Raw genomic sequence first — 13,488 nt, 5'->3', positions numbered from 1 at the left:
ATTTATCGACATAAACAAATGATTAAGACTTCTGATAGATATAGGAGAACCTCTCACCCTGTAGGACTCGCACATGTTCACATAGTTTGGATACCGAAAAGGCGCAAACCCGTATTGGTTGGCAAAGTCAAAAATCGCCTATCTCAAATACTGAATGATGTAGCAGTAGAAAAAGGTTGGTTTCTTAAAGCACTTGAAATTGCCCCAGATCATGTACATGTATTAGTAGAGCAATAAGCGCGACGTAGCTATTCACGAAATAGCCAAAGCCTTTAAAGGCCGATCTTCCAGAATCCTGAGGCAAGAATTTCCTCACTTGCTTAAATTACCTAGCTTATGGCCTAGATCTTATTTTTACGACACAACGGGATCTGTTAGTACATCAAAAATAATGGCTTACATCAACGATCCACACCACGGCAGGCGAGGGATTGCTCGCCTGCCGTGTCGCGTTTCTTTGAAGTTACCGTAAGAGTAGTGGAGCCTTATTTACAAGATTTAACCCTTTTACCCATAGCCGACTAACCATAAAGGCTCCACTACTCTAAGGTTTCGTCTCCTCCCCGGATTAAAATCGCGGGGCTACCACGCTCCCGCGTATTCACGTGTTACTAGTTCTAACCCTCTCTACTGAATCTCCATTCTTAGGTATTGCTGCTGCTATTTGTGCATTGTTGTATTTGTTAATCGACTCTGATGATTCAGATAATGATAAGGAGTGAGGCGGTTGTCTAGCTCTGGAGATGGGAAGATAGGGAGATAGGGAGATAGGGATATGAAATTGATCTGTAGTCGTAATTTTTACTATTGGTATAAATATACCAATTTAATCGATAACTACTTCATCCAAAAGTCCCGATTCCCGATTCCCGATTCCCGATTCCCTGTACTATAGTCGTTATTTTAACAACTATAAACCTAAAATGATACTACAAATTTTCCCGGTTCACTAGCTGAATTTTATTGACAAAATAAGCTTCTCGATGCTGCAATGATTCAGCCAAGTCTAGCCCCTTTTGAAATGCTGCTAAGGCTTGAGGATAGTTATTCATATCCAGATAAGTTTGACCAATTTTGTCGTAAGTATTCATCAAGCCATAATAATTATAGGACTGTTGTTCAACTTGAAGCAAAACCTCATAAACTTGCAAGGCAAACTCTGGCTGCTTAGAGGTAAGGTAAAGTTCTGCTAGAGGTTGTAGTGCTTCGCTAGCATGGGCAAACTGCTGTAGAGACCAGGCTAAGGAATAGGCTTCTTGATAGGTTTGACTAGCTTTTTCTGGTTGATTGAGGGCATTGTAGTCAGATGCGATCGCAATTTTTAGGGCTGGAATCTGGGTATCATTGCCTTGATTGAGGTAAATGTCCACTAATTGCTGCTTTTTGGGCAATGCCTGGTCTGGTTGTTGGTCTTGGTCGTAGATATAAGCTAGCTCTTGTAAATAAGCCACTTCTTCATTTATGCGATCGCGAAGCGGTTCCAAAGGAACATCGCGTTGATTCTGAGCTTGATTCTGAGCTTGAGCCAGTAATTCCTCATAGGTTTCTGCTGCTTTGGGATAATCAAACCAAGCCATGTGCAATTCACCCATAGTCTTCAAGGTAGCCTCAACCCCTGCCATATCCTCCTGATTGCGAGCATCAGCGAGAATTTGCTCATAGACTGTCAAGGCTTGTCCTGGCACTCGGATCTGTTCATAAGCCTTACCCAAAGCTTTTAAGAGTGGCAGATTGATCGAGTCTTCTGCTTCATTTTCCTGCTGAATCTCTTCCAAGCGTGCCGTAATTAGTTGCACTGACTGCTTATTGTTTTCATTCCAGGCAACTCCTCCTACTCTGCCCAAAGTTTGCACTTCTGCCACAGGATCCCCTAGCACTCGCCGCAGTCGGATTTCCCGATACCAGATGTCAAAGGCTTTGGATTGATTACCAGCTTTGAATTCAGCTTGAGCTTGAGCATTCAGTTCATCCAAAGCTTGCTTGAGTCTAGAACGTTCGGAAGGGTTGAGAGGTTCGTCTGGGGATAACGAAGGCAGTAGGGGATCAGGAGCAGTCAGTTCCAATGGATTGGGATTATCATTATCACTTGATTGGGACAAAGTCACACTAGCAAAACATAACGGGAGTATAGCAGCGGATAATGCTATAATTACCCAGTTGCTTAGTTTGAGTCTGAGAGGATGTAAGCGCAAGGTAGCCATAAGGAAACTCAGGAAGGTTACTACAAGTTAGGCTAGCGATTTTAGGTTCAAATTGACCAAAAAGATGGGTTTCAAGCCCCGTCCTTCGTTGGCCTTTGGCCACGCTACGCGAACGACGGCTTTTAATTAATTTGCTATACTAAATGAGTAGCCTAGCACAGACAGGATTCGTCGGTACTGTCATTAAGCCCACGACGTAAAGCGATGCTAGTACATGAGGCGCGAAAAACCTCATTAAAAACGTATGGATCCTAGCGGATACCAAAAACCAGTAAAGCAAACCTTAGAAAATGAAAGTACCGTGGGGCACACGGGAACTGAGGAAACTCAACGCTTAGGGAGATAAGCCCACTGGCATTAGTTAAATTAGGCTAAAGACTTGGTTTTTAAACGGGTATTCGGCTTAAGTATTGCCTTTGACGGATAGCTAATTTTAAGGCATGTCGAGGAACTAAGAATCCCCGTCCATAAGCGGGCGGGGAGTGTCAAATCTGGCCATATTCTGCGGTAAGCCACCTGATCCGCCTGGGGAGTTATACCAATTCTTAGGGCTGAGACACCTACAAATAAATTTGATCTGGCCATCTCCCCATCTGGCCATCTGCATCTGTAGTCCTACTTTCAAGAATTGGTATTATTTATGCCCGCCTGCACTAGTCCGACCGCTTCCGGGACGAAGTTTGTTCCTGCCACCAAGATTTAGCAATGCTAGATGATATCATAACGCCTTTTGCTCCAGGTCAGAGAATAACTCCAGCAGTCCTTGAGTATAAGGAAGCAACAGGTACATCTGATCTGACTCTATACGAGCGTTTAGTTCATCCACCAGCAACTGCAACATTTTTTCCGCCAGCTTCCAACTTACGTCTACGCTAGGAAATACCAGTAAACACAACGGCAACAGTTCCTGTTCTATTGATGTCATATTCCCCTCCAAAGCACATAGCCATAGGTAACCCTGGAACATTTCTAAATCTCTGATAGTCGAAGCCTTAATTCCTGGATCGTCCAACCCTCCCCGACGGCTAAAATGACCAGAGTGCAATTCCCCTGTGCGTTGGTAGACAGTCTGAGCAATATCCTGACTAGCAGGTAAGAGTTGCTCCACTAAGGCTAAGGTAGGTGAGTTAAAATCATGCAAAGCCGCTGCATTACAGATTCGTTGCCAGGGGATAGAAACTTGCTCCTCCACAAACTTAAAGTAGGGACTGAGCAAAATTTGTTCTGGCAATGTCAGCCGATTGAGTACTAACTGAGTGCTGAAGTGAAACTGTGTGGTAACAAAACCAATGGCCCGACGGTCTTTTGCTGATATATGTTGCTGCCGCAGTTGCCGCAATACAGGTTCGAGAGAGGTGGTTAGCTTTTCTATGGCTGGTAACTCTAGCGCTATCATTGTCCACGGGCTAGAGAAATCTGTGAAGAAATTAATTGTCTCTCCTAGTCGTATTGCTGCCATTAAACTAGGATTCGGGGATTGCTCCTCGTAAATTTCCAGTACCTTTTCGTAAACGGAGCAAACAAATTGAGCAATTCGCTTAGCCTCGGTCAAATTAACCACATTAGGAATATAGGAGAACATAGCATCTGTTTTAATTCCCGCACACTCACAGTTAATCTGGATTAAACGCTTTAAATTGGTAACCGTTTTATTGCGCCCCTTTCGGGAAGCAAATTCTAGCAAATCAGAAACATTTAAAACACCATTTTTGTAAGCAATAATTGATAAATCTGGTACATAGCGAGTTGCCCAAAAATTGACTAATCGCTCAACCGATGTTTTGTTGAATCTTGAAGTGTTGATCAGCAAAGCTTTTTCCTCGGATGTCTAAAAAAATATTTCTGTAATCCCGTTACTTGCTCCTCCAATTGTGGCATTAAAACCAACAATTTTAATACGTATCAGAAACGCTATAGATCACCCCCTGACAACTAATACCAATTCTCCGGTAGGGTCACAACAAAGAAATCCTACCTTTTGGTAATTAGTCAGGACTTACGCAGTTAAGTTGATTGTAAGCATTCAGCTATCAGCTATCAGCTATCAGCTATCAGCTATCAGCTATCAGCTATCAGCTATCAGCTTTTGAATTAAAGAGGTAAGCATTGGTTTAATCTCAGTTCCTTGGCCGAAAGGCCAAGGAATTCATTGTATTTGGCTTTGAGTCCGTTGAACTCCTAAGCCGAATATCTTGTTTTAAGCCAAGGGCTGACAGCTGACAGCTGACGGCTGAATGCTTACAGTTGATTGTGCCCCCTAGCCCCGGGTACTGCTTATAAATTCCACCAAGTTTAGTGGATTGAGAGGGCAAATGGGTCAGTACTATTAGTAATGGGTAAATGGTAATTAGTAATTGGTAATTGGTAATAGATAATAAGTAATTAGTAATTGGTAATTGGTAATTGGTAATTGGAGTAGGTGCATCCCATTGTTAGAGAAATAAAATCTTGTCAGAGGAGGTCAGGAAGATTGCGGAGGTTGCAACCGATCAGTAAAATCTCCGCGACTTTCATCTTCTTTATCTTCCCCATCTTCCTCATCTTCCGCAAACAGATTCCCTTGAATTGCCCTCACTTATTTAGTGTTTGTATTATTTATACACATGATAAACGTGATTCATGATAATTATGTAAAGATTTATTGAAGTTTATTTAAAAAAACCAATACAATTAAATATAGCGTTTCTAAATGAGTCGTGAACCCAAAACTAGCTAAAATTATTAGTTAAAGACAGTGCTTGTTTCACACATCAAATGGAAACGCTATAGGAAAATTAACAACTGAGATCATGTCTGGTTACCAATTACCGGTTACCAATTACCGGTTACCAATTACCGGTTACCAATTACCAATTACCAATTACCCTCAATCATTCCATTAATCAGCAAAGCTGTGCAACCCAAACCACTTATCCAGTAAAGGTCTTCAGCAGTAACAATTGTGCTAACTCGCAAAAGCCCTCAGATTCTTTAGCATAAGTGACATAGGCTGGCTTGTGAGTCAAATAATTAGTGTACTCTAAGACATTAGCGACCCCCACGGATAGAGGAAACTTGCTGGTATCAAACATAGACTCATCATTAGGACTCTCACCAACGGTTATAATCTCCTCTGGTTTGAGTTGGGGAAAGTGTCTGGTTAACACTTGTAGCAAGCCTGTTGCTTTATCTTGCTCGATTGGCTTAATATGGCACTGAACTGTACTGTAAGTGAAGCCCCAACCCTGTTGTTGACAGAGTTCTGCCAGGGTTTGTAATTGGACAAAGGCTAATCCTCTAACATCAAATGTCCAATCCGTCAACCGAAAGCGGTTATCCACAGATTCTTGTAGCTGGGGAAATTGAGCTTTTAGGACTTGGAAGGTGTGATTGAGACTCTGGCGATGCTGGGTTAAATCCTCAATAGGGGTTAAGGTTTCTGGGATTTCACTATCTTTGGGGAAATATAGACCGCCATTTTCTGCGATCGCTCCTATAACCGGCAGATAAGTTTTCAGGCCATTCACCCAGCCAGCGGAACGACCTGTAATCAGCAACACTTGGATTCCTGTCTTGGTCAATTCTTCTAGGGCATGGAATAAGGAGGAAGTAAATTTGCCACTCAGAGTTAAGGTGCCATCAATATCGGTAGCAATTAAACTAATACTTTCAAAGCGATTAGTCTCAAAAGCCTCAGACAGAGGTGCAAGGGACATAAAATTCTAGGAACTTCCAGCTAATTATTCACCGAATGTCATACTAAACCCTAGGAGGACAGTTTGAGTGGTGAAAAGTTGATTAAGTTTTAGGAAGTTTTAGCCTCATGTCAGTTTCCTATCCAGCGCGATTGGCCGTAGGCCACGCTACGCGAACGCGATCGGATCGGCTGAGTAGAATTGCTCGATATCCTAATAGACAAGGGATTCGGTCGTGATTGGGCTGATCAAAATCTGGCTTGAACTGTTCAACTATTGATGCTGACTGCCACTTGGCATAATTGCTTTGCTAAGTTTAGCTTCACGCAGGTTAGCCTGATTCAGATTAGCATCAATTAAAACAGCTTCAATCAATATTGCCTCGCTAAGATTCGACCAACACAGGTTAGCTCGGTATAAATTAGCCTTGGTGAGATTAGCACCATGGAGAATTGTCCAACTCATCCTTGCTCCTCTGAGATTCGCATCCGTTAGGATAGTGTTTCTCATGGTGCAGCCACTTGCTATTGCACCACTCAAGTCTGCTTGATTGAGATTGGCCTTAGTCAAGTTGGCTCCACTGAGCAGGGTATGGGACAAATTTGCCCCAATCAGATTCGCTTCGATCAGAATACAATTGTTGAGGGATGCTCCCTCCAAAATCGCTCCGTCCAAGAGGGCTTGGGAAAGCTTGGCTCGGTTCAAGGATGTGCTAATCAGTTTTGCGTGACTCAAGTTAGCATTCTGGAGAATTGCCTCACTCAGAATTGCTTCACTCAGATTAGCTTTACTGAGATTGACTCCAATCAGGCGGCAACTGCGTAGATTAGCATTACTCAAGTTAGCCTTAGTTAGATTTGCCTGACTCAGGTTACTAACAATAAGGTTGGCTTCACACAGGTCACTTCCCTGTAGATTAGCACCAGATAAATTCGCTTCTCGCAGATTGACACCTTTAAGAATAGCGCCCTTGAGACAACTCTGGCTGAGATTAGCACGTCGTAGGTTAGCTTGGCTCAGGTTTACTCCCGCCAGAGATACTCCCTGTAGATTAGCTTCTGGAAAGTCCCGTTCTCCAGCAGCATATCGCTTCAGTAATTCTTCCCCATCCATCATCATTCCTTTAACCTTGACAACTAATAAGCTAGGTGGTATTGCTATATGGCATCTAATATGAATTATTATTGCTAGACTATGCTACTTTTATTTGCCAAAGTGCCAGCAAAAAGCGCAATGATAGTGTAATCGTGTATTGGTCAGACAATTATGAAATATTAGGGAATAGGGAATAGGGAATAGGGAATAGGGAATAGGGAATAGGGAATAGGGAATAGGGAATAGGGAATAGGGAATAGGGAATAGGGAATAGGGAATAGGGAATAGGGAATTTGGACGGGGGAATCACGAGAGTGTGTTTGTGTTAACCAAGAGATAAAGGTGCGATTGGTTCCGGTGTCTTCCTCCTGTTTCGGTTTCTTCTTAATCTCACCACTTACTTATCTAAATTTGCTATATAGACCAAAATTATATTATAATGGTGAGTTAACTCCTCACTAAAATTTGGTGTTCATGGCAGACTTAACTGGCACTTGGCTCGGAACTTACTGGCAAGGGGGAGTACCCACCCGGTTTGAAGCAACTCTGGTTCAAAGCAAGAATACAATCACTGGGAATATTTTGGACGACGGTTACTTAGGAGAAGCCCAGCTAAGTGGAGAGGTAATCGGACGGCGCATCCAATTTACTAAGCGATACCTCACCAGCTCATCGACTCCAATCCAGTACATTGGGACCCTGGCTGAGTCAGAAGACTTTATCAATGGGCAGTGGATAATCGATCAATATAACACTGGTCCTTGGGAAGCTCGTCGTAGTGGTAATGACCTACTTGCAGACCTAAACACTCGTCTGAGTGAGCGGGTGCCTGTGGCACTTCCATAACCCAGAACAGAGGAGTTACTTTATGCTGGTATGTGGAGGTATGGAACGTCTCAGATAAGGAAAATGTGATGCTATCAGGTTGGCGAGTTGGCTCTCTATTCGGAATCCCACTGTTTTTAGACCCATCGTGGTTTTTCATCTTGCTATTGGTAACGATGATTAATGCGCGAGAGTTCGACTCTAGCCTAGGGTCGATTTTGGCTTGGGTAGCTGGATTGGCGATGGCACTGTTGTTATTTAGTTCTGTACTCTTACATGAATTAGGTCACAGTCTAGCTGCCCTCTCCCAGGGTATCAAAGTTAATTCTATTACCCTATTTATATTCGGCGGGATTGCGTCGATTGACCGAGAATCGAAGACTCCAGCAGAAGCCTTTCAAGTAGCGATCGCAGGACCATTAGTCAGTTTCATCCTCTTTGGTCTGTTTTATTTCCTAACTCTGAAATTACCCACCTCGGCTTGGGGATATACCATCGCCAATGAGATAGCGAGAATCAACCTAGTCTTGGCATTATTTAACCTAATTCCTGGTCTACCTTTAGATGGTGGACAAGTGTTGAAAGCAGCAGTCTGGAAACTAACTGGCGATCTCTTTACAGGTGTCCGTTGGGCTGCCAGAACGGGTAAGGGTTTTGGGCTTTTAGCCCTATTGCTGGGATTAGGAATGACTCTGGTGACGGGTACCTTGGCATTCATTTGGCCAACTCTGATTGGCTGGTTTATTTTTCGCAATGCCAGTGCCTATGACCAGCTAACCACCTTGCAAGAAGCCTTACTTAAGCTTGTCGCATCTAATGCCATGACCCGTGACTTTCGGGTAGTGGAAGCCAACCAGACTTTACGTTCTTTTGCTGATGAGTATATCTTAACCGATAGGCAAAACCCAATGCCCTACTACGCTGCAGCTAATGGACGCTATCGTGGGCTAGTGAAAATTGAGGATTTACATTTTGTTGAGCGTAGTCGTTGGGACACTGAGACGTTGGAAACTATAGTGCGCCCTTTATCAGAAATTCCCACAGTGGAGGAGAAAACACCTTTGGTGGAGGTGATTAACAGCTTAGAGGAGCTTAATCTTAAGCGTATGAGCGTACTTTCTCCCGCAGGAACTGTGGCAGGTGTAATTGACCGGGGTGATATAGTCAGAGCTGTTGCTAGAAAGCTAAATTTGGCTATCCCACCGGCTGCTATCGAGCGCATCAAAGCTGAGGGGGCTTATCCTCCTGGGTTTCAGCTAGTAGAAATTGCTAAAACCCTCCGTTCGCTAACAAATACTTGAGGATATAGCGCTACCCGCAAGGGCAAAAGGCAAAAGGCAAAAGGCAACAGTTTACTATAATAGCTTTTCAGCTTGTATAAATTTCCTAAGCTTAATGCGTAGTGCTATATCACAGGAGAACTGCTTGTAATCGTTGCAATGTACGAGTATTCTCCTCAGGAGAGCCAACGGTGATCCGCAATCCTCCTCCAGTATGACGTATTAGGGTGCCTTGATCTTTCATGGCCTGAGTTACCTGAGTCAGGTCTTTGCTAGTAGACTCGTTACCGGATTGTCGTAGACGCAGGTAGATGAAGTTGGCAGCACTTGGCCAAACTTGTAAGGCTGGATGTTCTGATAGGGCTTTTAGTAACTTATCTCGCTCGCCGATAATCTCGGGAATTGATGCCAGCAGAGTTTCTCTGTGATTGAGAGCGACTATGGCAGCAGCTTGGGAAAAGCTGGGTAAGTTGTAGGGTAAGCGAATTTTTTCGAGAGCAGCAATTAGTTCTGGATTAGCGATGCTATAACCAACACGGTGAGTGGCTAAACGAAATGCTTTGGAAAATGTCCTCAATACTATCCAGTTGGGATGGTCGGCTAATTCTGGGACTACTGAGGCTTGGCTGAATTCAAAGTAGGCTTCATCAATAACCACTAAAATATTCTCTGGTAGACCACGTAGCCACTCTAATTCCTGGAGAGTCAAGGGGTTGGCGGTAGGAGAGTTAGGATGAACCACAAATACTACTCGTATTGGTGGTCGTTGGTTCGAGGTTTCTGTTACGGTCTGTTCAATGGCTGCTTGGGCATCGTCGATCTTCATTTCAAAGTTTTCTTCCCGACGCCCGACACTCACTACTGGTATTCCTAAGGTCTGTGCCAGTATGGAATACATCGAGAAGGTGGGATTAGAGATTAGGATCGAGCCTTCTCCTCCTAAGCAGGTGGCTATTAAAATAGAACGAATTAGTTCATCGGAACCGTTGCCTACGGAAATCTGGGTTGGTTTTATTAGGTTGTCTAGGGCAGCCGATTCGTTAACGTATTCTGCGATCGCATTTTTGAGTTCCCCATGTCCGCCATCGGGATATCGATTAGCTTGAATCAGCTGTTGATAGCTCCAAGCTAATTTTTCCTTTAACTCTCCTGGTAAGTCAAAGGGGCATTCATTGGTATCCAGGTGATCCAGGGGAACAGTTGATTCTGGTGTTTTCCCTTCCTCGCCCCCAGGATGAGGTTTGTAGGCCGTTAATTCGGCTAGATCTGACCGGATGAATTCTAGCATTATCAGTTCTATTTTGTCGGTTTTCCTTAATACCTTTTACCTTATTTTTTGTCAAGATATTGTTTGTCAAGAGGTGGATAGTGTATGGCCAGAAATGCTTTAGCTTCAGCCTGATCCTGAATCACCCTGTCTAGGGTTGCGTCTAAGAGTGCATCTAGAATTTCCCGATAGTGTGCTCCTGGCTTATAGCCTAACGTTCTGAGATCATTGCCATCCAGTGGCGGTTTAACATTCCTCCAAGTGGTGAGATACTGCCAAATTTTACATCGGATCGCTCTAGGACTATGCACCCCAATCAATACTAAGGTAGGTAATTTATACTCGCGCAACATGTGGACGATTTGACTCTTGAGCTGGCATGTTGGTAGAGATTCTAGGAAATCCCCTTGCAATCCCTCAAGTTTTTGAAGACGCTCAACACTGTCTACGGGCAACTGTAGATTCTTGGCCACCTTCACCCGTTCTTCTGGTGCTAGATCAGCAATCAATACTTCCAAACGCATCTGCCAGTGCCTTAAGGTTTGCTTTGGGTCAAATCTCTGTAGCCAGCGCCCAACCAAACGCACTCGCCACCATAATGGTTTATCTAGGGTCAGGGTAGGATGAAGACACCGCAACGCTCCCAATGAGGACAATAACTGCAATGCTGGTTGCCAGTAGGGGGCTTGCAACATATAGTTAAGTTCTGCTTTGAGTCGGGTTTGGAGTGCTGGGACTTTGGCGTTTTCGGCTAGGGTGCGCTGATATACCCCGCTCTCAATGGCATAGTGGATATACTCCTTGGTTTGGGGTTCAATTTCAAATCCCAATCGCACCGCAAACCTTACCGCTCGATAGATTCGGGTTGGGTCTTCAATAAAGCTATTGGCGTGTAGGACTCGAATTTTTTGCGATCGCAAATCTAACATACCCCCAAAAAAGTCCAACAGGGGCAATTGAGATTGGGGATTAACCTTTGTCAGCCTTGCCGCCATGGCGTTGATGGTAAAGTCTCGGCGGTAAAGGTCTTGACGAATGGAACTAGCTTCGACTTGAGGATTAGCAGCGGGATAAGGATAGAACTCTGTACGAGCAGTGGCAATATCTACACAAAGGGAGCCAAATGTCTGGTCATTATGCCATAGCAAGGCAGCGGTTTGAAAAGACCCGTGTACTTCCAAGCGCACCTTACGGTAAATTTTCCGGAGTTCCTTGGCCAGGGTGACTCCTGCGATCGCATCCGCTGAGCGGTGAAAGCCATCGACCACCAAGTCGATATCATTTAGGAGTAGTGGCTTTTTCCCATCCGCTAGTAACAAGTCTCTGACAGCTCCCCCAACTAGGTACAGATGCCAACCCCGCTCCTGAGCTTTCTCGGCAGCTATGGTCAGAAGTTCCCATAGGGGCGAAGCCAACAGAGGTTTTAAGTTAGCCGGTTTCAGGTTAGCCGGTTTCAAGTTTGACCCGTCAACCTTCAACTGCTTAACCTTCAACTCTTCCTGAAACAGTTGCCGCAATACATCAGTGCGGGTCACAATCCCCATTAGTTGCCCATCCTCTAGAACGGGTAAACGCCCAATATCGTAAGTCACCATCAAGGACTGAATGTCTGCCATCGAGGTTTCCGGAGTAATGGTCTTAACATCCTTCGTCATGTAGCCCTTGACTGGGGCATGGCCAAAACCGTGGTGCAAGGCTAAATCCAGGTCTCTTCGAGAGATAATTCCCACCAGCTTGTCCTGTTGATCTACTACTGAAAGGCCTGAATGACCATAGCGCAACAAAATTCTCTGGGCTTCCTTAATCTTGGTATTGGGGCGAATGGTGCGCACGGGGGATGACATTAAATCCCGAGCGGTCAGAGGTTGGGGAATTTGGTCTTTTAGTTGGTTGACCAGCTGCTCTAGGATTGTCTGGGCATCACAGTCTCGTAAGGTAACCGCAGCGGCTTGGGAATGTCCACCCCCTCCTAGGGGTTGCAACAACTGGTTCAAATCCGTCCCCTCAATTCGCGTCCGCCCAATTATAGTGAGCTTAGTTTGGGTTGTTCGCGTAGCGTGGCCAATAGGCCAAGGTTGTTCGCGTAGCGTGGCCAATAGGCCAAGGTTATTTGGTTGAAGGTTATTTGGTTGAAGGTTATTTGGTTGAAGGTTATTTGGTTGAAAGTTATTTGGTTGAAAGTTAGTCTGGGATTGAGTTTCAAGGTTATTTTGGCTTGGAGGTTGTATTTTGTAATTTTGCTTGTTATAATAATTTCCAGAACCTTCAACCGTTAAACCGCCAACCGGCAACGGTGAATAACCTTCAACCTGAAACCTTACAACTGGTAAATCTGCCGGTTGTAAGGTTTCCCCTTTGGACTTTCGTTTATACTCAGCCCCCAAAAGCAGGGCATCGCTTTCAGTTACTTCTAGTAAGCGTGATGCCAAACTGGATAAGCCAGGCACATGCCCAGGAGTCTTTAGGAATACCCAAGAAATGGTGTAACCCAAGTGGGTTTGTCGCTGCAAAAGGTCTAGAGATTGCCTAAATAATTTTTCCAATTGAGGAGATAGCCCTGGCTCAACATACTGAGCTATCTGCCGCAGATTAGCTCCCTGCTCCATTAACCAGGTCAAAGCAGCCCCATCTCTTGGTGTTGTCTGGTCAAAGGTCAAGGAACCTGTATCCACATGGATTCCCAATGCCATCACCGTGGCTTGAGCAGTAGTTAACTGGATTTGGGATTGCTGTAATTGCTCCACAATTAAGGTGGTGGTTGCTCCGACAGGTTCAATCTGTGTATAGGTAGCCGGGATATCAGTTTCGGGTACGGGATGATGGTCGTAAATTTCAATAGCCTTTAACTGTGGTAAGTCTAACCACTCAGCTGCTTTCCCTAAGCGATCGCGTTTTTGAGTATCTACAATAATTACGGAATTAATCTGAGCCAATTGTACAGAGCGGCGCTCGATCAGGGCATACTCATCCCGATGCAGTGCCAAAAAATCTCTTACAGCCGGATGAGTCCCCCCAGTTAGTACAGCTTTGGCTCCTGGCTTGAGGCGAGTCAGTCCTACAGCTGCTCCTAGGGCATCAAAGTCAGCAGTGGTATGACACAAAATCAGATCCATAATGATTACCTTACCAATTCTCGCGGATTACGG

9 protein-coding genes and 1 pseudogene are annotated in these 13,488 nt (G+C 44.5%); 3 read left to right on the top strand and 7 right to left on the bottom strand.

Annotation, left to right across the window (positions count from 1 at the left end):
• Nucleotides 1-18: 18 nt before the first annotated feature.
• Nucleotides 19-472 (top strand): annotated as a pseudogene (gene tnpA / locus F6J90_RS40555) (IS200/IS605 family transposase).
• A gap of 457 nt (nt 473-929) precedes the next feature.
• Here the strand turns inward: tnpA and F6J90_RS40550 are convergent.
• The 5 genes from F6J90_RS40550 to F6J90_RS40525 all read right to left on the bottom strand — a co-directional run bounded on the left by F6J90_RS40550 (nt 930) and on the right by F6J90_RS40525 (nt 7,280).
• Nucleotides 930-2,201 (bottom strand): tetratricopeptide repeat protein, encoded by a 1,272-nt coding sequence (locus F6J90_RS40550; RefSeq protein WP_293107707.1) that lies wholly within the window; start codon nt 2,199-2,201, stop codon nt 930-932.
• A gap of 718 nt (nt 2,202-2,919) precedes the next feature.
• A complete protein-coding gene (locus tag F6J90_RS40545) occupies nt 2,920-4,011 on the bottom strand; it encodes a hypothetical protein (RefSeq protein WP_293107704.1) in 1,092 nt (363 codons plus the stop codon).
• A gap of 1,099 nt (nt 4,012-5,110) precedes the next feature.
• On the bottom strand, nt 5,111-5,896 hold the full coding sequence (locus F6J90_RS40535; protein ID WP_293107698.1) for an HAD family hydrolase: 786 nt from the start codon (nt 5,894-5,896) through the stop codon (nt 5,111-5,113).
• Between the two features lie 252 nt (nt 5,897-6,148).
• Nucleotides 6,149-6,994: a pentapeptide repeat-containing protein gene (locus F6J90_RS40530; RefSeq protein WP_008188357.1), complete on the bottom strand. Its 846-nt coding sequence runs from the start codon at nt 6,992-6,994 to the stop codon at nt 6,149-6,151.
• A 145-nt stretch (nt 6,995-7,139) separates the two neighbouring features.
• Nucleotides 7,140-7,280: a hypothetical protein gene (locus tag F6J90_RS40525; RefSeq protein WP_293107695.1), complete on the bottom strand. Its 141-nt coding sequence runs from the start codon at nt 7,278-7,280 to the stop codon at nt 7,140-7,142.
• 164 nt (nt 7,281-7,444) lie between these two features.
• On the opposite strand from F6J90_RS40525, the gene F6J90_RS40520 reads away from it, so the two are divergent.
• Both F6J90_RS40520 and F6J90_RS40515 read left to right on the top strand, forming a co-directional pair.
• Nucleotides 7,445-7,816 (top strand): hypothetical protein, encoded by a 372-nt coding sequence (locus F6J90_RS40520; protein WP_293107692.1) that lies wholly within the window; start codon nt 7,445-7,447, stop codon nt 7,814-7,816.
• A gap of 68 nt (nt 7,817-7,884) precedes the next feature.
• Complete coding sequence (locus F6J90_RS40515) at nt 7,885-9,096, top strand: site-2 protease family protein (RefSeq protein ID WP_293107689.1); 1,212 nt, start codon at nt 7,885-7,887, stop codon at nt 9,094-9,096.
• 109 nt (nt 9,097-9,205) lie between these two features.
• Here the strand turns inward: F6J90_RS40515 and F6J90_RS40510 are convergent, their stop codons facing one another.
• The gene (locus tag F6J90_RS40510; protein WP_293107686.1) at nt 9,206-10,363 is read right to left on the bottom strand and encodes a histidinol-phosphate transaminase; all 1,158 of its coding nucleotides are present in this window, start codon (nt 10,361-10,363) and stop codon (nt 9,206-9,208) included.
• A 41-nt stretch (nt 10,364-10,404) separates the two neighbouring features.
• Nucleotides 10,405-13,455, bottom strand: a complete 3,051-nt coding sequence (locus tag F6J90_RS40505) for a CBS domain-containing protein (RefSeq protein ID WP_293107683.1) — start codon at nt 13,453-13,455, stop codon at nt 10,405-10,407.
• Nucleotides 13,456-13,488 lie beyond the last annotated feature (33 nt).

This window comes from Moorena sp. SIOASIH (genome assembly GCF_010671925.1).
Taxonomy (GTDB): Bacteria; Cyanobacteriota; Cyanobacteriia; order Cyanobacteriales; family Coleofasciculaceae; genus Moorena.
Note: the sequence above shows the minus strand (reverse complement) of the source record. Positions and strands in the feature narration are given on the sequence as shown.

Coding starts and splice junctions, on each gene's coding strand:
- F6J90_RS40505 (WP_293107683.1), bottom strand. CDS start 13,455: ATGGATCTGATTTTGTGTCATACCACTGCTGACTTTGATGCCCTAGGA.
- F6J90_RS40530 (WP_008188357.1), bottom strand. CDS start 6,994: ATGATGATGGATGGGGAAGAATTACTGAAGCGATATGCTGCTGGAGAA.
- F6J90_RS40550 (WP_293107707.1), bottom strand. CDS start 2,201: ATGGCTACCTTGCGCTTACATCCTCTCAGACTCAAACTAAGCAACTGG.
- F6J90_RS40515 (WP_293107689.1), top strand. CDS start 7,885: ATGCTATCAGGTTGGCGAGTTGGCTCTCTATTCGGAATCCCACTGTTT.
- F6J90_RS40510 (WP_293107686.1), bottom strand. CDS start 10,363: ATGCTAGAATTCATCCGGTCAGATCTAGCCGAATTAACGGCCTACAAA.
- F6J90_RS40535 (WP_293107698.1), bottom strand. CDS start 5,896: ATGTCCCTTGCACCTCTGTCTGAGGCTTTTGAGACTAATCGCTTTGAA.
- F6J90_RS40520 (WP_293107692.1), top strand. CDS start 7,445: ATGGCAGACTTAACTGGCACTTGGCTCGGAACTTACTGGCAAGGGGGA.